Below are 21,929 nucleotides of genomic sequence, written 5' to 3' on the forward strand. Positions count from 1 at the left end.
CTCAGCATAGCAGCCTCCGGGAGAAATGTATGGAGCTTACCGCCGTTCCCGCCACTCAGTTCAGCATTGAGCAACTGACAACGATCCTCAGCGACTGTTTCGAAGATTACCTCGTTCCCGTCACGCTGTCGGTGGAGGTTTTTGTCCAGCGTTTTAGCGCCGAAGGGCTGAGCCTGCTGGATTCTCGCGTCTGGCTGGATGGAGATGTCCCCGCCGCGATGGCGGTCGTCGCCCGACGCGGCGATGAAGCCCGACTGGCGGCGTTCGCGGTGCGGCCTGCGTATCGCGGAAAGGGCGTTGGCCGCCGGCTGATGACGCCGCTTATCGACGCGCTGCGCGAACAGGGCGTACGGCGGATGTGGCTGGAGGTTATCCGCGATAACCATGCCGCGGTGGCGCTGTATCAATCGCTGGGCTTCGAGGTGCGGCACGGGCTGTGCGGCTATCTGAGCGCGCAGGCCGCGAGCGAGGAGTCATCCATATTGCAGGAGTATAACGTGCTGTCGCTGACGCGCAGGGCCGGCGCCGAGATTAACGGTCAGCTGCCGTGGCTGATGGACCCGCTCACCTTCAGCACCCTCCCGTGCCGGGCGTTGAGCCTTCATCAGCAGGCTTTCGCCGTGCTGGCGACCTTAACCAGCAGGCCGCAGCTGCAGTTTTTATGGGTCGATCCCGCCGCCCGCGGGCGCGGACTGGGACAGGAAATGCTGATGGCGCTCGCCCGTCGGTTTCCCGGCCTCGGTACGTCGGTGACTATCCCGGAGCGCTTTACGCCGCTGTTTCACGCCGCCGGCTATACGCCCATGGCATTAAAACAGTATGAGATGAGCGCGACCTTGAGCGCCCTGCCGCCAGCAGGGCGTTAAGATTCAGCCGTTACGCGGGTCGCTAATCGGCTGTCGGACCAGGAAAATATAGGCCAGCGCGCCGAGGGCGGTCACGCAGCCGCAGATAATCAGCGCCAGCTGGAATGAATGGGTGGTATCGACGATAAACCCGGTCACCAGCGGCGCGAAGGAGGCGCAGATAAAGCTGGCGAAGTTCTGGATGCTGCCGACGGACGCAGTCATCCTTGAGGCCACCGCGACGTGAATCAATCCCCAGCAGGAGGTGCCGGCAAAGTGGATGCAGAACAGCGCCATACCGATTAACAGCACCGCGGCGATTGAGGTAGTGGCCTGCGGCACGATAAGCGTAAATGCGGCGGAGCAGAACATCCCGGCAATAATGCAAATTTTACGGCTTTTGATTGGCGCCATGCCGCCTTTAACCAGCCAGTCCGTGACGTAGCCGTTGATGAGCATACCGGCGGCGCCGAACAGGAAAGGAATGGCGGCCATAAAACCGGTACTTTTCAGATCAAGGCTATATGCCGTTTGCAGGTAGCCCGGCAGCCAGGCCAGATACAGCCATGCGGTATAGTTGATGCCGCTGAAGCCCAGCATCATTCCCCACATGGTTTTGTTTTTAAACAGGCTGCGCCATTCGGCAAAGCTTAGCGGGTCGCGGCGAACGTTGACGCTCCCGGCGTTAAGGTAGGCCTGCTCGTCGGCGGTGAGAGCGATATCCTCCCGGTTGCGATAGAGCATATACCAGCCGATAGCGACGAAGATCCCCAGCAAGCCGATGGTGATAAACATCCCGCGCCAGCCCATCATCAGCATCATGGCGGCCAGGATCGGCGGGCTGATGGCGACGCCAATAGTCGACGCGGCGTTGAAGAAACCCATCGGGCGGCCGCGCTCTTTAATATTAAACCAGTCGTTGATCACCTTGACGCCGCAGGGGTTCATCGGCGCTTCGCCGATCCCCATGCCGATACGCACCAGAACGAACTGGGTAAAGCTGTGCACCATTCCGGAGACCGCCTGAAACAGCGACCAGAAAAACATGCCCAGCCCCAGCATGATGCGCGGACCTTTACGGTCCAGCAGCGGCCCGCAGGGGAGCTGGGCGATGCCGTAGGCCAGCGAGAAAACGGACAGCAGCGCCCCGATTTCGGTGGCGCTCAGCCCCAACTCTTCGCGAATCGTTAAGTTCGCGACGGACAATGAACTTCTGTCGAGGTAGTTAATCACCGCCGCCAGAAATAACAGGATCATTGCCGTTGTCTGAATTTTTTTAATGCGAGTACTACGCGTTAACGTATTATCTAACGGAACTGAAATCGTCTCCGCTTTCCCTTTTTTAAAGGTTGTCTGCGGGTCGATAGTGATATTTCGTTGTTCCACGCCTGACTCCTGGTTATTCTATTTGAACGACAAGTGACACCGAATGGTTTAAACACCACCCACCTATTTCACAGTAAAGTAAGTCGACTTGTTTTCAGCATAAATAACCTTTTTTACGGCATTAGTTTATGTTTTGAGATTTGTGCTGCTGATAATCATTTTCTGTTTTTAATCGGTACTTAATGAGCCAGGGATTCGCTCTGTTTGAGCGAGTTAATCATCGACTGCTTCGCCGAGTTCAGGTGGTTACGCAGCGCCAGGTTGGCATCCAGATCGCTGCGGCAGATGAGCGCGCTGAGGATGGTCATATGTTCATCAATGGCGATGATATTGCGCTGTTTAAGGTCGCTTTCATCCCACTGATAGTGAAAGTGGAAGATCACGGAAATGATTTCAAGTGATTGATTAAAAAATATATTTTCCGCAGCGGACAGCAGCAGCGTATGAAAGTCGCGATCGAGCTGCGAAAACATACGAAAGCTGTCGCCGATGCTGTCCCGCAGGGCGCGATGGCGCTCAAGCAGGGTTCTGGCCTGCAGCCAGCGGGCGTCGTTATCCGGCAGGTTGAGGAAGTGCTGGAGCGCGTGGGTTTCCAGCATTTCCCGCAGTTCGAACAGCTGCTCCGCCCAGGATTGCTCAAACTTCTTCATGTTCCACTGGCCGCGCTTTTCGCTTTCAATCAGGTTGTAGCGGCTGAATTTCAACAAAAATTCTCTGACCACCACCGGACTGACGCCGGCAGCACGCGCCAGCTGTAGCTCGGAGAACATCTCCCCGGCGCGCAGCTGGCGCTGGTTGATCATGGTGAAAAACGCCTGTTCGAAGAGACGATTCTGTTCGGCCAGCGAGGCGCTGGAACCATCGAAGCCGTCCTGCACCTCCGGCTGGCGGAGGATCTGGTAATCCTGCTTGACCTGATGCAGCACGCCGCGCTCGCATAAGTGGCTGAGGATGTGGCGCACGGTGGTGCGGCTGATGTTGTACATCTCCGCCAGCGCGCTTTGAGAGGGCAGCGGCGAGGGAAGAAAGCCGCGCGCCATATCGTTAATGACCTGGTTAATGACGTTGTGACGAAGGTTTTGTGAACGGCTCATCATGGTTCTCCTGTTATTTCGTTATTAAAACCAGATTTAAAACATTTTTGTGCGCGAGCTTTCACAATTTTCGCAATGACTTTAACCTCAATTCTGTTTTTCATCGATATCTAAGCCAACAAATACGGAGGCAATTATTATGACGTCGATGAATACACTAGTGTGCCAGGAACCCAAAAGATTTCACTGGGAAAAACGCCAGATTCCTATTCCCGGGGACGATGAGGTTCTCATTAAAATAAAAACGGTGGGGATTTGTGGCACCGATATTCACGCATGGGGCGGCAATCAACCTTTTTTTAGCTATCCGCGCGTTCTTGGTCATGAAATATGCGGCGAGATAATCGGTCTTGGTAAAAATATTCTTAATCTGAAAAGCGGCCAGCAGGTTGCCGTCATTCCTTACGTCGCCTGCCGCCAGTGTCCGGCCTGCCTGAGCGGCCGGACAAACTGCTGCGAGAAGATTTCGGTTATCGGCGTGCATCGGGACGGCGGGTTTAGCGAGTACCTCAGCGTTCCGGTTAAAAATCTGCTGGTGGTGGATGACGTCGATCCTGAAGCCGCAGCGCTAATTGAGCCTTTTGCCATCAGCGCCCACGCGGTGCGTCGCGCCGCTATCCGGGCGGGAGAGCAGGTGTTGGTAGTTGGCGCGGGCCCCATCGGCCTTGGGGCGGCGGCTATCGCCAAAGCCGACGGGGCGCAGGTGGTGGTGGCGGACACCAGTCCGGCACGGCGCGAACATGTGGCGCAGCATCTCGGTCTGAGCACCCTCGATCCTTCCGACCCGCAGTTTATCGAACAGCTGTGCGCCGCCTTCGGCGGTTCTCTGGCGCAAAAAGTGATCGACGCCACCGGGAATCAGCATGCGATGAACAACACGGTGAATTTAATTCGCCACGGCGGCAGCATCATATTCGTTGGCCTGTTTAAAGGTGAACTGCAGTTCTCAGATCCAGAATTTCATAAGAAAGAGACCACCATGATGGGCAGCCGCAATGCGACGGAAGAGGATTTTGCCAAAGTCGGGCGGCTGATGGCCGAGGGGGAAATTACCGCCAGGATGATGCTGACCCACCGTTACGATTTCAGGTCGCTGGCGGACATTTACGAAAGCGAAGTGATTAATAATCGCCAGCTGATCAAAGGCGTCATTCATTTTTAGCAGGTAAGCTCATGAAATCGTTAAACAGACAAGATTTTCCCGGGCCGCAGTACCCGACGCGCGCGATTCAGTTCGGCGAGGGCAACTTTCTGCGGGCGTTTATCGACTGGCAGCTGGATCTGTTGAATGAGAAAACCGATCTGGCGGCGGGAGTCACCATCGTTCGCCCGATCAACACCGAGTTTCCACCGTCGCTCAATACCCAGGACGGACTCTACACCACGGTGATCCGCGGACTGGACGAACACGGGGAGGCGGTGAGCGAGGCGCGGATTATTCGCTCCGTAAACAATGAAATTAACCCCTGGCAGGATTTTGCCGGCTATCTGGCGCTGGCCCGTAACCCGGATATTGCATTCGTATTTTCAAATACCACCGAAGCGGGCATCAGCTATCACGCCGGAGACCGGCCTGACGATAAGCCGCCGGTTAGCTTCCCGGCGAAGCTGGCCCAACTGCTGCTCGAACGGTTCCGCCATTTCAACGGCGCAGCGGATAAGGGCTGGACGATTATCCCGTGTGAGCTAATTGATTATAACGGCGAGGCGCTGAAGGCGCTGGTGCTGCGCTACGCCGAAGAGTGGCGATTGCCCGCGGCTTTTCACGACTGGGTTGAAACGGCCAATACGTTTTGTTCAACGCTGGTTGACCGCATCGTTACCGGCTACCCGCATGATGAAGCAGAAAAGCTGGAGGCGGAGCTGGGCTACCATGATGCTTTCCTCGATACCGCCGAATATTTCTGGCTGTTTGTTATCCAGGGACCGCGGGCGCTGGCGGAAAAGCTACGGCTTGACCGCTGCCCGCTTAATATTCATATCGTAGAGGATATCCGGCCCTACAAAGAGCGCAAAGTCGCCATTCTTAACGGCGCGCACACCGCGTTGGTCCCGGTGGCGTGGCTGTGCGGCGTGGATACCGTCGGCGAAGCGATGCGCGACGAAGCCATTCGCCATTATGTGCAGCAGACCATCGGCGAGGAGATTATCCCGGCGCTGGATTTGCCCGCCGATGAGCTACGCCAGTTTGCTGATGCCGTTACCGGACGCTTTCTCAACCCGTTTATCCACCATCAGCTGCTCTCCATCGCCCTGAACGGGATGACCAAGTTTCGCACCCGGATCCTGCCGCAGCTGCTGACGAATATCCGCCAGCATGGCGTCATTCCGCCGCGCTTAACCTTTGCCCTGGCGGCGCTTATCGCCTTCTACCGCGGCCAGCGTGACGGGCAAGCGTATCCGTTACAGGATGATGACGTCTGGTTAACTCGTTTTGCCGAAGGGTGGGCGCAGGTGGCCCAGGGCCGCCCGCTGGGTGAGCTGGTGACGGAGATTTTGCAGGATAACGCGCATTGGGGCGAGGATCTGACGGCGATTCCCGGACTTGCCGAACAGGTCACGCGGTATCTGGAAGTGATTTTGAGCGAAGGGATGCGGGAGGCCCTGATACGGTTATAGCCGGTTTGTTGTGCGGCGCCCGCGGATTTGGGCGTCGTTTTTTTTGTGCTCTGAACCGCAAAAAATGAATTAAGCGCCAACGCCTGGCGGATTTCCCGCATCATAAGCCCCTGACAGGCGGAGAGGGGGATGCGATGCGTAAAACGGAACTGTTGGCTTTTCTGCAAAATCAGACCGATTTTTTTGATCCGGATAACCTGAGCGAGGTCTTCACCGCCGGCTACCTTGCCCGGCGTTTTGCCATGCAAAGAAACACCGCCAGCCACTATCTGAATCAGCTGGTGGCCCAGGATGTGCTGGTGAAGATCATTACCCGTCCGGTCTATTTCCTGCATAAGGCCGCCTTCTGCCAGCAGTTTTTCCCCCTTTCCCGCAGCGAGTACGCCAGCATGGCGGAGCTGCTGGCGGAGAGCGACCGACAGCCGGAGCAGGCGGATCATTTCTCATTGCTGACCGGTCATGACGGCAGCCTGCGCAAGCCTATCGAACAGATGAAAACCGCGCTGTTTTATCCTAACGGCGGGCTACCGCTGCTGATCACCGGCGACAGCGGTACCGGCAAGAGCTATATGGCGGAGTTGATGCACGAGTTTGCTATCGCCCAGGGACTGCTGGCGCCCGATGCGCCCTTTGTCAGCTTCAACTGCGCCCAGTACGCCAGTAACCCGGAGCTGTTGGCCGCCAACCTGTTTGGCTACGTTAAAGGCGCGTTTACCGGCGCGCAGGGGGATAAAGCCGGGGCGTTTGAGGCGGCAAACGGCGGCGTGCTGTTTCTCGATGAAGTCCATCGTCTGGATGCGCAGGGCCAGGAGAAGCTCTTCACCTGGCTGGATCGCAAGGAGATTTATCGGGTGGGGGAAACGGCGCAGGGGATGCCGATTTCTCTGCGGCTGGTGTTTGCCACCACCGAAGATATTCACAGCACTTTTCTGACCACCTTTATTCGCCGTATTCCGATCCTCGTTAGCCTGCCTGATTTACAAAACCGCAGCCGCCACGAAAAAGAAGCGTTAACGCTGCAGTTTTTCTGGCAGGAGGCGCGCACGTTGGCCGCCCGGCTGCAGCTGACGCCCCGGCTGCTACAGGTGCTGACGCACTATGTTTATCGGGGTAACGTCGGTGAGCTGAAGAATGTGGTGAAGTACGCCGTTGCGTCGGCCTGGGCGAGGTGCCCGGGCAGCGAGAGGCTTAACGTCACGCTGCACGATCTGCCGGAAAATATCATAGCCGCGACGCCAGCGCTCAGCGAACCGATGGGCCAGCAGGAGCCGCTGCTTATCGAACCGCAGACCAGTCTGGTTTGGCTGCTGCGCGCGCGCGATCCGCTTCAGGGGCTGATCTACGATATTCAGTGCCGCGTTCTGGCGCTATATGAAGCGGTATTGAGTAAAAAAACGGTTTGGGAAGAGGCGCAAAAAAAAATGGGCGAAGAGATTGAAACCCTCTTCGATCGGCTTATTTTCGATAATCACGATGCCAGCAGTTCGCATCTGCTACTGCTGCTGACCCATCAGGCGCGGGAAGAGTTTTATCGCCTTGAAAAGCGCTTCAATATCCAGTTTAACGGCAACTGTATTTACGCCCTCAGCCACTACCTGATACATCGTTCTCGCCAGGCGCACTCCACCATGAGCAACGAGAAAAGCCGCCAGCTGGAGGATTTCCTGGCGCAAAAGTTTCCGCTGCTGTATCGCTTTTGTGAAGAGATCCTCGCCGCGCTGGCGCTGAAGTTGGATATTGAACCCCGACGCATTGACCTGCTGTTGCTGGTGTTGTGGTTACAGAAAAACGGCGCCATCAGCCAGCAGAAGGTCACCCGGGCGATCGTTCTCGCCCACGGTTACGCCACCGCCAGCAGCATCGCCAACGTGGCGAACCGGTTGCTGAAAAGCCAGCTGTTTGAGTCATTCGATATGCCGCTCGACGTGACGCCGGAGGCTATCGCCGACCAGGTGATGGCCTATATCGAGAGCCACTCGCTGGCTTCCGGGCTGATCATCCTGGTCGATATGGGATCGCTGAACGCTATTCACAGCCACTTTAACCGCCGTCTGACCACGCCGGTGGCGATTATTAATAACGTCTCGACCGGGATGGCGATGTACGTCGGAGAGCGGATTTTGCAGGGCGATATGCTGGAAGATATTGTCCGTGAGATTGGCGATGACCTCGCGGTTGAGCATCAGCTCTATTATCCGCAGGCGGACAAACCGCGGGCGATTCTCACGACCTGCGCCACCGGCCTGGGGGCGGCGGCGAATCTGTCGGCGCTGTTAAAAGCCAGTATTCCCGAAGCGCTCGGCATCGATATTGTGGCCTGCGATGTGGAAACGCTCGCCGATCCCGCGCGGCGGGAGCCGATGCTCAGCCGCTACGAGGTGTTAGCGATCGTCGGTACACTCGACCCGCATCTTGCCGATCTGCCGTGGATCTCGCTGGATTCGCTGATTTCCGGCCAGGGCAGCCGCCCGCTGATGCGTATTTTCGGCGAGCTGGCCACCTCTGAACAGGTCAGCGAAATTAATAACCTGCTCCTGAAAAATTTCTCGCTGCGCCGGGTGATCGAGTCGGTGACAATCCTCGATACCGCAAAGGTCATCAATCAGGTCGAGCAGTTTTTACTGCGCTATGAGCATCTGGCCGGCAGCGACGTGCCCAACGATCGCAAGGTGGCGCTGTACGTACATATCAGCTGTCTGATTGAGCGACTGATCCGCAACGCGTCGCCATCCCATTATTCCGGAAGGCAGTGTCCGGAGAGCGAGCTGGTTATTCTCCGCGAGGCCTTTAGTGTCATTGAGAGCGGATATAGTGTCAAAATCCCCGCCGTAGAGCTGTATTACATTCACGATATCCTGACTCGGGAAACGGAATTTATTCAGGAAGATCAAGAGTTTTAATTCCCTTCATCCGTTGGTCCTTGCGCTAACCGGCGCGCCACTGTTTCTGGCACGCCGGTTGCAATTAAGAAAGCAGTGGAATGCGCTTTCGAGGTAAGGATGAAACGACACTATATTTTTGCCAGCCATGGCACCTTTGCTAACGGTCTGCTGAACTCCGTGGAGCTGATCCTCGGCAAGCAGCCGGATATTCATACCCTCTGCGCCTATATCGAAGAGGAGGCCGATCTAACGCAGCAGGTGGAGACGCTGCTGGCGCGTTTTCCCGCTGAGGATGAGCTGATTGTCATTACGGATATTTTCGCCGGTAGCGTCAATAATGAGTTTGTGCGTTTTTTATCGCGTCCTAATTTTCATTTATTGTCCGGTTTAAACTTGCCGCTGATTATTGATTTGCTTATTTCCGCAGGGGAAGAAAATACCGAGAAATTAATTTCTGAAGCATTAACAAGCGCCAAAGAGAGCATCCAGTACTGCAATCAGACGATTGCCAGTGCGATGACCGTTGATAAAGACTTCTGAAATGAGGGAACACCATGATTACGCTATTAAGGGTAGACCATCGATTACTCCACGGCCAGGTCGCTTTTTCCTGGACCCAGTATGTCGGGGCCGATTGCATTTTAATTGCCAACGATAATGTCCCCACTGATGAGCTGCGGAAAACCACGATTAAGCTCGCCAAGCCGCCTTCGGTAAAACTGGTGATTAAAAATATTGACGACGCTATAGAAGCGATAAAAAGCGGCGTTACGGATAAATATAATCTCTTTATCGTTGTGGAGTCGGTGAATGACGCCTGGCGTATTGCCAGCGCCGTCGCGGAAATAAAAAGTATTAATCTCGGTGGGATTAAGGCTAAAGAGGGCAGCAAAAATATCTCTAAGGCGATTAATTTACTCCCGGAAGAAATAGAGCAACTGCAGCAACTGGTCGGGAAAGGCGTCGAGGTTGAGATCCGCCAGGTCCCTAACGATCGCAAACAGCTTTTTGCGGAATGCGTTTAATTCCGGAGGACAGATTATGGTAGAGGCTCTCTTACTGGGTCTGGTGGCGTTTATCGCGCAATCGGAATATGCATTAGGGACGTCGCTGATTTCGCGGCCTATCGTCACCGGGCTGCTGACCGGACTGGTGCTGGGGGATGTGCAGACCGGCGTCATCATGGGGGCAACGCTCGAGCTGGCGTTTATTGGATCTTTCTCCGTCGGCGCGTCGATACCGCCTGACGTGGTAACCGGCGGCATTCTCGGGGTGGCGTTCGCCATTACCTCCGGCGCGGGAACGGAAACGGCGCTGCTGCTTGGCCTGCCTATCGCCACCCTGACGCTAATCCTGAAAAACGTTTATCTGGGGATGTTTATCCCGATGCTCAGCCAGAAGGCTGACGGCTACGCGGAACGGGCGGATACGCGGGGCATTGAGCGGATGCATCTGATTGCCGGCTTCGGGCTGTCGCTGATGCTGGCCACGGTGGTGACCGTTTCATTCCTGGTCGGCAGCAACGCGGTGAAATCCCTGCTCGATACCATCCCGGAATTTATCAAACACGGGCTCAGCGTCGCTACCGGCATCATTCCGGCTCTCGGCTTCGCGATGCTCGCCAGGCTGCTGATTAACAAGAAAGTCGCGCCGTACTTTTTCCTCGGCTTCGTGCTGATGGCCTACCTGAAAATCCCGGTGACCGGCATCGCCATTCTTGGCGCAATCGTGGCGGTGGTCATGGTTAACGTCACCGCGTTGAGCTCACCTCGTACGACGACAGAACAAGGAGTCAGCGATGACGACGAAGATGATTTCTGAAGAGACCCTGCGCCCGCAGGAGCAAGAAGAGACCCGTATTACGCCGCGCGATTTACGCCGGGTGTTCTGGCGCTCCTTCCAGATGGAGTTCTCGTGGAACTATGAGCGGCAGATGAATCTCGCCTTTGTTTACGCGCTGATTCCGGTGCTGAAAAAGCTCTATCCGCGCAAAGAGGAGCTGGCCGGAGCGTTGAAACGACATCTGGTGTTCTTCAATACCACGCCGCATATCGTCACATTGCTGCTGGGGATCACCACGGCGATGGAGGAGAAAAATAGCCAGCAGAAAAACATGGACGCCAACGCGATTGATAACGTTAAAGCGTCGCTGATGGGGCCGCTGGCCGGGTTGGGGGACTCCTTTTTCTGGGGGACGCTGCGGCTGATCGCCACCGGCATCGGCACCAGCCTTGCGCTAAAGGGCAACGTTCTCGGACCCATTCTGTTTCTGCTGGTGTTTAACGTACCGCATATTCTGGTGCGCTGGTTCTTTACCCGCTGGGGCTACGTGCTGGGCACCGGGGTGCTGCAGCGGATCCAGAAGAGCGGAATGATGGAGAGCCTGACCTACGGGGCGTCGATTATCGGCCTGATGGTGGTGGGCGCGATGACCGCCTCAATGATTGATATCACTATCCCTGTCTCTTTCGGTGCCGGGGAGGCGAAAACCCAGGTACAGGACATTATCAACGACATTCTGCCCTGCATGCTGCCGTTGCTGAGCTTTGGCATCGTTTACTGGCTGCTGGGGCGTAAGGTCAAACCGCTTTCTATTATTGGCGGGATGGCGCTGGTGGGCATTCTGGGTTCGTGGATTGGCTTGTTTTAACGGGAGTCGAAAATGGTACCAACAATGATGACGTATATCAGCGAAGAGCCGGCCTGTCTGGCGCAGATCCTGCGCGACTATCGGCAAAAGCTGGCGGCGATTGAGGATTTCGCCCGCCAGCATCCGGTACGCCGTATTTTGCTGCTGGCGACCGGATCGTCGCTAAACGCCGCACTGTGCGCGCGCTATTTCTTTGAACAGCGCTTCGGCGTGTTGGTTGAAATTAAAGAGCCGTATAACTTTACGCATTACGAGGCTGTCGATCCGCATACCGATCTGGTGGTGGCGATTTCGCAGAGCGGAAAAAGCGCCTCGACGCTGGAGGCGATGCGCAAGGTCCAGGCGGCGAATCTGCCGGTTTTTGCCTTGACCTCCGACCCGCAAAGCCCGATAGCCCGCGATTGCGACGGGGTACTGGATATCAATACCGGTATTGAGAGCGTAGGGTTTGTCACCCGCGGATTTAGCGCGACGGTACTGAATTTGCTGCTGATGGCGCTGATGATTGCCCGTGTCCAGGGAAGAGTCAGCGAGGCCGAGGAGCAGCGCTATCTTGACGAGCTGCAGCGGCTGGCGGCGGCTATCCCGGATGTTATCGCCCGCACCTCGCGCTTTATCGACAGGCACGGCGAAGCGCTGCGGGGCGGCGAACGATTTATCGCCATCGGCTATGGCGCGCTGGTTGGCGTGGCGAAGGAGTTCGAAACCAAATTTACCGAGACGGTGCGGGTCCCTTCTAGTGGATTTGAACTTGAGGCCTATATGCACGGCCCCTATCTGGAGGCGAACGCCCGTCACGTGATGCTGTTTATTGAAGATGCGCCGGATGCGCGTACCGGGGCGCTGCGGGACTATATGGCGCCGTCCATTGCCCGGGCCTTTACGCTGACGCTCAGCGATAAAGAGGATGAGCAGGCGCTGGCGCTGAACTATCCGTGTGACCATCACCTGGCGCCGCTGCTGCTAATCGTTCCGGTCCAGATGCTGGCATGGCATACCGCCCGACTAAAAGGGATCGATCTGGCAAAACGTATTTTTGACGATTTTGACCGCGTATTAAAAAGTAAAATCTGATTATTCAGGAGAATAACTATGTTGGGTTTTAATCAGGACGAGTACCTGACCAGTGCTCGCGAGATCATCGCTGCGCGTCAGCAGGCAGAAGCCGTCGCCGACGATATTTATCACAGCGGCTGTAGCGCGTTATTTTTCGCCTCGGTAGGCGGTTCTTTGGCGCCGATGATGGCAATAAATGAGTTTGCAAAAGAATTAACCAGCGTACCTGTTTACCTTGAGCAGGCGGCGGAATTAATTCATCGTGGGCACAAAAAATTAAATAAAGATGCGGTGGTGGTGACGTTATCCAAGTCCGGCGATACCAAAGAGTCGGTCGCCATTGCCGAATGGTGCAAAGCGCAGGGGATTCGCGTGGTGGCCATTACCCGTAACGCTGATTCGCCATTAGCTGAGGCGGCGAGCTGGCATATTCCGATGTGCCACAAAAACGGCGTGGAATATGAATATATGCTGCTGTACTGGTTATTCTTCCGTGTTATTTATCGTCACGGCGACTTTGCCGATTACGATCGTTTTGCCAGCCAGCTGGAACTGCTGCCGGAAAATCTTCTGCAGGCCAAACGCCGGTTCGATCCGCAGGCGGATAAAATAGCCGCTCAATATCATGGCTGCGACTATATGATGTGGATTGGCGGCGCGGAAATGTGGGGCGAGGTCTATCTGTTCTCGATGTGTATTCTTGAAGAGATGCAGTGGAAGCGGACCAAGTCGGTGAGTTCCGCCGAATTTTTCCACGGCACGCTGGAGTTGCTGGAGAAAGAGGTTCCGCTGTTTCTGGTCAAAGGCGAGGGTAAATGCCGGGGGCTGGATGAGCGCGTTGAACGCTTCGCTGAGAAGATCACCGACCATCTGGTGGTGATTGACCCGCGCGACTACCCGCTGAACGGCATCGATGATGCTTTCCGCTGGATTATGGCGCCGTGCGTGGTTTCCACCCTGCTGGTGGACAGGCTGGCGGCCCATTTTGAACATCACACCGGGCACGATCTCAATATTCGCCGTTATTACCGTCAGTTTGATTACTAAGCCTTGCTTGCGGCGGCCAGCCTGGCTGGCCGCCGCGCTATTCTCCGAGGCGCTTCCCAGAAAATCATCGCCAAAACCAACCGGGTAAAAAGCGGTGGTAGAGTCCGGCTTTCCTTCACTTTCAGGCAAGCGGACGGCCATGAAAAAACGGATGACGTCGACGCCGCACGATGCGGTATTCAAACGATTTCTTCGCCACCCGGAGACGGCGCATGATTTCCTCACGCTCTACCTTCCCCAGGCGATCCGCCAGCGGTGTGATTTTGCGACGCTGCGGCTGGAGCCAGCGAGCTTTATTGATGAGGATTTGCGCGCCTGGTATTCGGACGTGCTGTGGTCAGTACAAACCCGCTCCGGCCCGGGGTATGTTTATGTGGTCATAGAACACCAGAGCTCGCCGGATAACCATATGGCTTTTCGCCTGATGCGCTATGCGATTGCCGCGATGCAGCGGCATCTCGACGCTGGGCATAAAGCGCTGCCGCTGGTCGTGCCGATGCTTTTTTATCATGGTGCGGCCAGTCCCTATCCCTTTTCCCTGAACTGGCTGGATGAATTTGCCGACCCGCAGATGGCGAAGAAGCTGTATGCCTGCCCGTTTCCGCCGGTTGACGTAACGGTGATGCCGGATGATGAAATCGTTCAGCATCGGCGGGTCGCTTTGCTGGAGCTGATGCAAAAGCATATTCGTCAGCGCGATCTCAGCGGGATTACGGAGTCGTTGGCGACCCTCGTGATGCTGGGATACACTAACCGCAGGCAGTTGAGAGTGCTGTTTCATTATATGCTGCAGTACGGCAATTCCGCCGATCCAGGCGTGTTTCTCCGCCGGTTGGCCTGCCGTCTGCCACAATATGAGGAGAGATTAATGTCCATCGCTCAAAAGCTCAAGCAGGAAGGTCGGCAAGAGGGAAGACAGGAAGGGCGGTTAGAGGGCCGGCAAGAAGGGCTGCAGGAAGGGAGCCGACGGGAAGCGCTGCGCATTGCCGGCAGTATGCTGCAGAACGGTTTGGATAAGGAAACGGTCCAGCGAATTACCGGACTTTCGGCGGATGAACTCAAGCCGCTGCATTGTTAATACCCGGCCTCCACAACCATGGCCCGGCGCAAAAAGTCGCCGGGCGCGATGACTTAACCTTCGCTTTTCACCACTTTGATTTCAACCATGCCGATGCCCAGTTGGCGCGGGGAATGGCCGAGAATATTACCCTCGTTCGTGGACTGCGGGTCCGGCGGCGCAATCGTCAACGTGTTGCTGCGCGACGGATTATCGAAATGCAGGGTCGTGGTGGTGACATCATTGGCCAGCGTTAGCGTTTGTTCGCTGTTGCCCACGCGTACCGGAATCGGTTTATTGGCGTTTGGCCCGTAGGCTTTGGCGGTAATCACCAGGTCGAATTTCTCCGGCAGCGGCTCTTTATATTCAATTTTCACTTCACTGCCGAGCTGCGCGTTCGACCAGCGCCCCCATGATTCCGGGCGAGATATGCCGCTGAATTGCTTCACCTCTTCCGGCGCGCCGGCCACGTTGAACAGGAAGCTGTCGGCTTTATAGCGAATATCGTTATCGACAATCTTCAGAGTATCGACGTTGCCCTTATAACGTTCCATATCGATAAGGGTATCTTTAAAGGCGGTTTTACCCTGCCACTGGGCTTTGTCAACGCGCTGGACCTGCTGTTCGCCGCCTAGTTGACCCTGGGATACGCACCAGTCGGTGGAGAGCGCCAGCTCCGGCGACCATAGCTGACCCATTTTGTAGCAGCGGTCGACCCAGACGAAGTTATCGCGTGGCGCGAAGTCGGCTAGCTGGAAGCGCAGCGGCGCGGAGTATTCGCTCTCCGGCAGCGGCTCAACGCGCTTATCGGAGATGCGCAGCAGCAGCGGCAGGCGGAAATGGCTGCCGGAGAAGGAGATCATATTCTTCTGCGAATCAACGGTGAAATTCTTCATCTCTTTGGGGAAATTCCACAGGCGGATGATATCCGGCTTCCACGCCAGCACCTTCTCTTTCATATTGAGGAAAACGCTTGAAAGCGACTCCCCGGATAGACTGCTGCGGCCAAGACCAATAAAGTTATCGCCGCCGAGAATATCCAGCACCGTCGCGCCGTTGTCCATAGTATTACGTTTAACGGCCAGCGTATCCTGCTGGGGCTTATCGCCGCGCAGAATGAAAAACAGGTTGCTGCGATCCTGTTTATTCAGATACTCCCAGGCGGTGTTTTTCATCGCCAGGTGATCGGATGAGACCACAATGACCGTATTTTTGAACCACGGCGACGCTTTAATCTTCTCAATTAACGCCGCGATATGCTCCTGACTACAGGAAACGGCGCTGAAAGAGAGGTTCTTTTTACCGTCCATATCGTAGCTTTTGCGCTGGCAGGTACGGGAAATAAAACCATCCGGATGATGGGTGTCGACCGTCAGCGCAAACAGCGAGAAGCGTTTTCCCGATTGTGAAAGCGCTTCGAATTTTTTCCAGGTTTCATCAAGCACCGTATCATCGTAGAAGCCCCAATCGTTACGGTAGGTTGGGTCGGCGACCGTGGTTTTTAGCTCTTCCGCGCCGTACAGATGATCGAAGCCGTGCGATTTCAGGAAAACGTCTTTTCCGGCAAAGCGCAGGTTAGCGCCCTGTACGAAGTAGTTCTCATAACCCGAGTTTTTCAGGATATCGCCGAGGCAGATATTCTGCGGGAAAAAACTGGAAACCGAAGCCGATGCGTTGCCTTCAAACGGCGCAAACAGCGGTATCCCGCACTGGGAAGCGACCATTCCGGCAATCGTGTAGTCAGTACCGGGGAGCTGGGCGGTGTTGCTGAAATCCAGGCCCTCGCTTTTTAGCTTGCCGAGCTCCGGGGTCAGGTTCGGGAAGGCGTCGTTATCAAAATAAGTGCGCTCAAGGCTTTCGCCGTAGATGTACACCAGGTTCAGTTTCGGGTCCGCGATGCTTTTTGACGGTTCTTTGTAGTAAGCCACAAAGTCAGGATCGCCATCGCGGGACTGGGATTTGACCAACTCGCTAATCTGGCGGAAGGCCGGACTGGCGTCCACGGACGCCAGCGCCAGGACTAGCGCCACCAGGCTGTAACCAAAGTGATGAGGATGATGCCGGCGGCGGCGCAGTACCCAGCCGAGTGCGCCAAATACCGCGACCAGCGCCACGACCAGCCCAACGCCCGGCAGAATATATTTGCCCACGCCAGCGCCCGTCAGGCTGTTGGTCAACGTATAAAGTACCGCGTCATTGATACCGTCGCCGGTGAAGTAATTGCTGGCGTAGAGGGTAATATTCAGAATAACGAACAGGCCCAGCACCGTGAGCGTGGCGGCGAACCACCAGGTATTACGACCGGCTTTTAACGCATAAATCATCACCGAAGCAACAAACAGGGCGATGGATAACAACTCTGACACAGCTCATCCTCATTCACGCCAGCTGTCGGCTGGCCAGATAGATCTTTTTCCACGCTACACTGTAATTGCAGCGCAATATTGCCGCAATTGTATCGTCATGAATTTGTGCTGTGGTTCAGAATTGGTTTATAAATCGCCATTTTTGACCCGCTTCACATCTTGTCTGCCAGGGGTTCAGAAGGAGAGATGTTAAAAAACAGAGGTTGCGGCCGCGCTGGCCAGGGTAAAGCGCCAAACGCGGCATTATGCGGCCAGGATCAGGAGAGGAAGCTAACGCCCTGTTTTAATACCAGGTCGCAGGCTTTGGTTTTCACTTTTTCTGCCAGCGGGCTACTGCCGAGGCTATTCAGATTCAGCTGCTGACCGTCTTTGCTACTCAGCAAGCCCTGAAGGCCATCAAGATAATTGGTATCTTCTTTTTGTTTTTCCGGCGCGCTGAGACCCAGCTTATCCAGAACCTGGTTTTTAATGTTTTCGGTATTGGTTACCGACGTCAGTTTCTGTTTCGCGCAATAAGACATAATCCCGGCGGCATTATTCATGCTGCTGGAAGTCAACGACTGACTGCCGCCGTTGAGCAAACCGGTCAGCGAAGAGAGGGACATGCCGCCGCTTTGCTGGCTACCGCTCTGGCTGCTGAGCTGGTTCGCAGCGCTGGAGAGAGAGTCCTGCCAGGAGGTGGCGTGAGCGCCGAAGGTCAATAAAGCGCTGGCCACCATCGCCGTGCGGAATAACGTTTTTACAGATTTCATAGACATACTCTTCGCCGTGACTGAACAATATCCTGATTATAACGCCGGCAGTGTTCAGAAATATCTTAATACTCTTTGCCGGTCACGCGATCGCGGTAGCTGTCCCAGTTGAAGTTGACCCACAGGCTATTGCCCAGCCGCATGCGGTCCATGACGCGCTCGCCAAGAAGCTTGTTCATCTCGTCCATGGTGCTGTTAGTCAGCATACCGGTGGGACGTTTTGACGAAGAGCGACGATCGACGATCTGGTTAATGATAACCTTTTCGTAGCGTGATTCCGTTTGCATCCCGATTTCGTCAATCACCAGCAGGTCGACTTTGCTCAGGTCGGTGAGAAGCTGCTCTTCGCTGGTTTCCCGGTTGCCGAAGGTATCTTTCATCGCTGACATGATATCGGCGACGGTAATAATCAACACCGACTTGCCCCGCAGCAGCAGTTCGTTGCAGATAGCGGCGGCGAGGTGGTTTTTTCCGGTGCCCGGTTTGCCGGAAAAGATAAAGCTGGCGATATTGCCGTCGAACTCCTCGACGTACTGGCGCGCTCGGGAAAGCGCAATCATCTGGCCTTCACACTCAACCCGGTAGTTATCCAGCGAGCAGTTCTGGTGCAGCGGTCGGATACCGGAACGGTTAAAGGTACGCTGCATTTTCATGGCGCGGTTTTCGCGTTCCAGCGCTTCAGACCGCAGCTTGCCCTGTTCTTTTTGCCATGCCAGCAGCTCCTCACCTGTCTTAAACGCGGGTTCGACATGGGCTGGCATCATCTTTTGCAGGCGCTTCATTAAATCGCCGACATTTTTCATGCTCATCCGCGGAATCCTCGTGGAATATGATTTTCGGGTTCGCTAATCGCGTTGACGTCACGCCGCGGCTGGCCGCCGTTGCTGGCCCGGCCAATCTGTACGCTGCGTGCTAGCTTCTGCTGCCACTGGACATGATGAAAGACTTTACCTTCCGCCTGCCAGTAGGCGACAAATGCGGCCAGCTCTTCCGGCGTAACGGGCTGGCTTAGGGCGATGCCCCACAGCGCAGCCAGACGCTGAAAATCGGCATCCGGCTGCCAGTCAGCGTACATCGGGAATTTGCCCATCGGTACTGCAACGGGAACCGCCGTCGGCTCGTCAAAAAACTGCGCGTCGAGGGCGATATCGCTATTGGGGCGCGCCAGTTTGGCTTCCAGCTCCAGCAGCTGCGCCAGACGCTCCGGCGTCAGCGCATAGAAGGCGGGGGCATTGTTGGTAAATACGGCGACGGCGCCGCTGGCCGATTTTGCCAGTACCGCTGCGTGATCCTGCATGAAGTCATCCAGACCGCTAAAATCGGTAGTTAATATTCGTGAAGACATAAATCAATCTCAACTCTGAACAACTAAAAGGAGAGGGGTAGCTGCACACATAGTAGCATAGAGGTCGCTCAGGAAGGAGCGCCGCAGGTAACCCGGCGGCGCGGTGAATTAAACGCGCGGACGCTTGCGATACAGCCAAAGCCCCGGGATAGAAAGACCGATCGATAATGCGCCAACGATGGATGAAGCCTTGAGAAAGTTACTCAGCAGCATAATCATCATCTCTTCCGAGTAGCCGAAATGGCTGATTTTGACCGCTGAAATCATCGCGGTATAGGCAGAGATACCGGGGAACATCGGGATCACCGCCGCTACGGTGAAAATCTTCGGGTGCGCCAGATACCAACGGGACCACTGGATCCCAATGCTGCCAACCAGCAGGGCGGCCATGAACGTTGCCCACTCGATATTAAAACCTGCCGTCATCATGACCATGCGCGAGCCGTGGCCGATAGCCCCCAGCAGCGCGCACCAGCGCAGCGCTCGCTGTGGGACGTTGAATACCATGGCGAACCCAACGGCGGGGATGGCTGCCAGAGCCATATCCTGCGCCAGCGCGTAGAGATACATAATTATGCCCATCCGCGTAGCCCCCACATCGTCATCGCCATCACCACGCCAATACAGGTGGCGAGCGTGAGCAGACTGGCAATGGCCCAGCGCGCCAGGCCGGTATTGATATGCCCTTTAAACATGTCGGCAACGGCGTTGATCAGCGGAAAGCCGGGTACCAGCAGCAGTACGCTGGCGGCCATCGCTATCGTCGGCGTGCTGGCGAAAGCGGGCAGGCGCAGCATCAGTCCGGAGATGGTCGTTGCGACGAAGGCGGTGAGGCAGAAATTGATTTGCGGATGCATAGAGCGATGGGTGAGTACCTGACGAATATACATGGCTATCGTACTGGCGCAGAAGGTGACCAGCGCGCCATCCCAGCCGCCGTTGTTAAGTTTGCAAAAGCAGGCGCAGGAGAGGCCGACCATTAACACCAGTAGCCAGCGTGGGTAGCGCAGCGGTTTAATTTGCGCGAATCGTTTTTCGACATCCTTATAATCCAGCAGTTTATGCTCTGCCATAATCACAATATGCTGAACTTCCGTGACGACGTGCATGTTGATGCCGCGATCGGTGTTTTTTCGCGTTGAAGTCAGGCATTCGCCATCTTTGATGGTTGTGAGCACAATCGCATTGGAAGAGATGGCGCTTTCAACGCTATCCATCCCCAACGCCAGGCCCAGACGAGTTGAAAGCTCCTCAACCAGCGCGCTTTCCGCGCCATGCTGTAATAAGAAAAGACCACATTGAATGCACAAGCGCGTGATTGCGCGCTGGGTTGCCCGATCTGCTTGCATAAATACCTGCTGTCCGTGATGCCCGATGCCGTAGTGTCTGGCGATACTTTTACCTGAAGTCGTGCTTTCTCTGAGCGGTCAGGATCAAACAATGTGTAAAAAAACACCCGCTCTGCGGGCTCTGTGAAAATTTGAACTCAGCCACACTTCCGCAAGATTGGTGAAAAGTACAATTTTTGCGCCATTTTCTCCCTTCTTTTTCCCGGCAGACTTATCAAAAATGCAAATTCAAACTTTTAATAAACAAAAAACAAACAAATAATTAACCTTGCTGAGGCGATCCTATGAAAACACAAGTGGCGATTATCGGCGCGGGTCCGTCCGGACTCCTGTTGGGGCAGCTCTTACATAACGCCGGGATTCAGACGGTGATACTTGAGCGACAGACGCCCGAGTATGTGCTGGGGAGGATCCGTGCGGGCATTCTGGAAAGCGGAACGGTAGAGCTGCTGCGCGAAGCCGGGGCGGCCCGGCGAATGGATGCTGAAGGCCTGATCCATCATGGGGTCGAGTTTCTGTTTGAAGGCAAGCGCGTACCGGTTGCGCTGACGGAGTTGACGGAAGGCAAAAGCGTGATGGTATACGGCCAGACTGAGGTGACGCGGGATTTAATGGCGGCGCGGGCGGAATGTGGCGCCCCGACGATTTATGGGGTTAGCGACGTCACAATTAATGATGCCAAAAGCGATAGACCATCGGTCTCTTTTACCTGTAACGGAGAAAACCTCCTCCTGGAGTGCGACTTTATCGCCGGTTGCGACGGCTTTCACGGCGTGTCCCGGCAGAGTATTCCGGCAGGGGTTCTGAAAGAGTACGAGAGCGTCTGGCCGTTTGGCTGGCTGGGACTGCTTGCCGACACGCCGCCGGTAAATCCGGAGCTTATTTACGCTCACCACGAACGCGGGTTTGTGCTGTGTAGTCAGCGCTCACTAACCAGAAGTCGCTATTATCTGCAGGTACCGCTTAGCGAAAAGGTGGAGGCCTGGTCTGATGAGCGCTTTTGGAATGAACTTAAACGGCGTCTCCCTGATGAGTTATCCGGCAAGTTAGTGACGGGTCACTCACTGGAGAAGAGCATCGCGCCGCTGCGCAGCTATGTGGTGGAGCCGATGCAGTACGGGAAGCTATTTCTGGTGGGAGATGCGGCGCATATCGTACCGCCAACCGGGGCAAAAGGGTTGAATCTCGCAGCGTCCGACGTGAACTATTTATGGCGGATCCTGCGCGAGTATTATCACCATGGCCGCGTTGACCTCTTAGCCAGCTACTCGCGTTTGGCGTTGGATCGGGTGTGGAAGGGGGAGCGTTTCAGCTGGTTTATGACGCGTCTGCTGCATGATTTTCCGCAGCAAAGCGAGTTCGATAGAAAAATGCAGGCGGCGGATCGTCGTTATTATCTGCAATCACGCGCCGGCTTAACCACTATCGCTGAAAACTATGTTGGTCTGCCGATGGAGCGCGTGGCGTAACACCAAAAATAT

The 21,929-nt window shown here is 55.5% G+C and carries 20 protein-coding genes; 12 read left to right on the plus strand and 8 right to left on the minus strand.

Annotated features, from left to right (window positions below):
• Nucleotides 1-29 precede the first annotated feature (29 nt).
• Nucleotides 30-866, plus strand: a complete 837-nt coding sequence (locus tag KCG39_RS22190) for a GNAT family N-acetyltransferase (RefSeq protein ID WP_142467921.1) — start codon at nucleotides 30-32, stop codon at nucleotides 864-866.
• 3 nt (nucleotides 867-869) lie between these two features.
• Here KCG39_RS22190 and KCG39_RS22195 read toward each other — a convergent pair whose 3' ends face one another.
• Both KCG39_RS22195 and KCG39_RS22200 read right to left on the minus strand, forming a co-directional pair.
• Nucleotides 870-2,231: an MFS transporter gene (locus tag KCG39_RS22195; RefSeq protein WP_004128633.1), complete on the minus strand. Its 1,362-nt coding sequence runs from the start codon at nucleotides 2,229-2,231 to the stop codon at nucleotides 870-872.
• A gap of 179 nt (nucleotides 2,232-2,410) precedes the next feature.
• On the minus strand, nucleotides 2,411-3,325 hold the full coding sequence (locus KCG39_RS22200) for a GntR family transcriptional regulator (protein WP_004128634.1): 915 nt from the start codon (nucleotides 3,323-3,325) through the stop codon (nucleotides 2,411-2,413).
• A gap of 139 nt (nucleotides 3,326-3,464) precedes the next feature.
• Here KCG39_RS22200 and KCG39_RS22205 point away from each other — a divergent pair, with 139 nt between their 5' ends.
• From KCG39_RS22205 to KCG39_RS22250, 10 genes are all read left to right on the plus strand, one after another.
• Nucleotides 3,465-4,487 (plus strand): zinc-binding alcohol dehydrogenase family protein, encoded by a 1,023-nt coding sequence (locus KCG39_RS22205; RefSeq protein ID WP_004128635.1) that lies wholly within the window; start codon nucleotides 3,465-3,467, stop codon nucleotides 4,485-4,487.
• An 11-nt stretch (nucleotides 4,488-4,498) separates the two neighbouring features.
• On the plus strand, nucleotides 4,499-5,944 hold the full coding sequence (locus tag KCG39_RS22210; RefSeq protein WP_142467920.1) for a tagaturonate reductase: 1,446 nt from the start codon (nucleotides 4,499-4,501) through the stop codon (nucleotides 5,942-5,944).
• A gap of 134 nt (nucleotides 5,945-6,078) precedes the next feature.
• The gene (locus KCG39_RS22215; RefSeq protein WP_142467919.1) at nucleotides 6,079-8,844 is read left to right on the plus strand and encodes a sigma-54-dependent transcriptional regulator; all 2,766 of its coding nucleotides are present in this window, start codon (nucleotides 6,079-6,081) and stop codon (nucleotides 8,842-8,844) included.
• 99 nt (nucleotides 8,845-8,943) lie between these two features.
• Entirely contained in the window at nucleotides 8,944-9,366 is a 423-nt protein-coding gene (locus tag KCG39_RS22220) for a PTS sugar transporter subunit IIA (protein ID WP_004128638.1), read from the plus strand.
• 14 nt (nucleotides 9,367-9,380) lie between these two features.
• The gene (locus tag KCG39_RS22225) at nucleotides 9,381-9,851 is read left to right on the plus strand and encodes a PTS sugar transporter subunit IIB (RefSeq protein ID WP_024360411.1); all 471 of its coding nucleotides are present in this window, start codon (nucleotides 9,381-9,383) and stop codon (nucleotides 9,849-9,851) included.
• A gap of 16 nt (nucleotides 9,852-9,867) precedes the next feature.
• Nucleotides 9,868-10,647 (plus strand): PTS mannose/fructose/sorbose/N-acetylgalactosamine transporter subunit IIC, encoded by a 780-nt coding sequence (locus KCG39_RS22230; RefSeq protein ID WP_004108505.1) that lies wholly within the window; start codon nucleotides 9,868-9,870, stop codon nucleotides 10,645-10,647.
• Nucleotides 10,625-11,476: a PTS system mannose/fructose/sorbose family transporter subunit IID gene (locus tag KCG39_RS22235; protein WP_087828593.1), complete on the plus strand. Its 852-nt coding sequence runs from the start codon at nucleotides 10,625-10,627 to the stop codon at nucleotides 11,474-11,476. The genes KCG39_RS22230 and KCG39_RS22235 overlap by 23 nt, the downstream gene beginning before the upstream one ends.
• 12 nt (nucleotides 11,477-11,488) lie before the next feature.
• A complete protein-coding gene (locus tag KCG39_RS22240; protein WP_211811475.1) occupies nucleotides 11,489-12,550 on the plus strand; it encodes an SIS domain-containing protein in 1,062 nt (353 codons plus the stop codon).
• An 18-nt stretch (nucleotides 12,551-12,568) separates the two neighbouring features.
• Nucleotides 12,569-13,579, plus strand: a complete 1,011-nt coding sequence (locus tag KCG39_RS22245; protein ID WP_004128647.1) for an SIS domain-containing protein — start codon at nucleotides 12,569-12,571, stop codon at nucleotides 13,577-13,579.
• 139 nt (nucleotides 13,580-13,718) lie between these two features.
• The gene (locus tag KCG39_RS22250; protein WP_211811476.1) at nucleotides 13,719-14,657 is read left to right on the plus strand and encodes an Rpn family recombination-promoting nuclease/putative transposase; all 939 of its coding nucleotides are present in this window, start codon (nucleotides 13,719-13,721) and stop codon (nucleotides 14,655-14,657) included.
• Nucleotides 14,658-14,710: 53 nt separating this feature from the next.
• Here KCG39_RS22250 and opgB read toward each other — a convergent pair whose 3' ends face one another.
• The 6 genes from opgB to KCG39_RS22280 all read right to left on the minus strand — a co-directional run bounded on the left by opgB (nucleotide 14,711) and on the right by KCG39_RS22280 (nucleotide 20,448).
• The gene (gene opgB / locus KCG39_RS22255; protein WP_004128650.1) at nucleotides 14,711-17,002 is read right to left on the minus strand and encodes a phosphatidylglycerol--membrane-oligosaccharide glycerophosphotransferase; all 2,292 of its coding nucleotides are present in this window, start codon (nucleotides 17,000-17,002) and stop codon (nucleotides 14,711-14,713) included.
• A gap of 257 nt (nucleotides 17,003-17,259) precedes the next feature.
• On the minus strand, nucleotides 17,260-17,754 hold the full coding sequence (locus tag KCG39_RS22260; RefSeq protein ID WP_004128652.1) for a YjjA family protein: 495 nt from the start codon (nucleotides 17,752-17,754) through the stop codon (nucleotides 17,260-17,262).
• 65 nt (nucleotides 17,755-17,819) lie between these two features.
• Complete coding sequence (dnaC, locus tag KCG39_RS22265; protein ID WP_014227813.1) at nucleotides 17,820-18,557, minus strand: replicative helicase loader DnaC; 738 nt, start codon at nucleotides 18,555-18,557, stop codon at nucleotides 17,820-17,822.
• Between the two features lie 2 nt (nucleotides 18,558-18,559).
• Nucleotides 18,560-19,099: a primosomal protein DnaT gene (gene dnaT / locus KCG39_RS22270; protein WP_142445036.1), complete on the minus strand. Its 540-nt coding sequence runs from the start codon at nucleotides 19,097-19,099 to the stop codon at nucleotides 18,560-18,562.
• A 108-nt stretch (nucleotides 19,100-19,207) separates the two neighbouring features.
• On the minus strand, nucleotides 19,208-19,681 hold the full coding sequence (locus KCG39_RS22275; RefSeq protein ID WP_004134228.1) for a threonine/serine exporter: 474 nt from the start codon (nucleotides 19,679-19,681) through the stop codon (nucleotides 19,208-19,210).
• On the minus strand, nucleotides 19,672-20,448 hold the full coding sequence (locus tag KCG39_RS22280; protein WP_004128660.1) for a threonine/serine exporter family protein: 777 nt from the start codon (nucleotides 20,446-20,448) through the stop codon (nucleotides 19,672-19,674). The genes KCG39_RS22275 and KCG39_RS22280 overlap by 10 nt, the downstream gene beginning before the upstream one ends.
• A 284-nt stretch (nucleotides 20,449-20,732) precedes the next feature.
• Between KCG39_RS22280 and pobA the strand changes: the two genes are divergently transcribed.
• A complete protein-coding gene (pobA, locus tag KCG39_RS22285; protein ID WP_004128662.1) occupies nucleotides 20,733-21,917 on the plus strand; it encodes a 4-hydroxybenzoate 3-monooxygenase in 1,185 nt (394 codons plus the stop codon).
• The last annotated feature ends 12 nt before the right edge of the window (nucleotides 21,918-21,929 follow it).

Origin of the sequence: Klebsiella pasteurii (assembly GCF_018139045.1) — a bacterium.
Taxonomy (GTDB): Bacteria; Pseudomonadota; Gammaproteobacteria; order Enterobacterales; family Enterobacteriaceae; genus Klebsiella; species Klebsiella grimontii.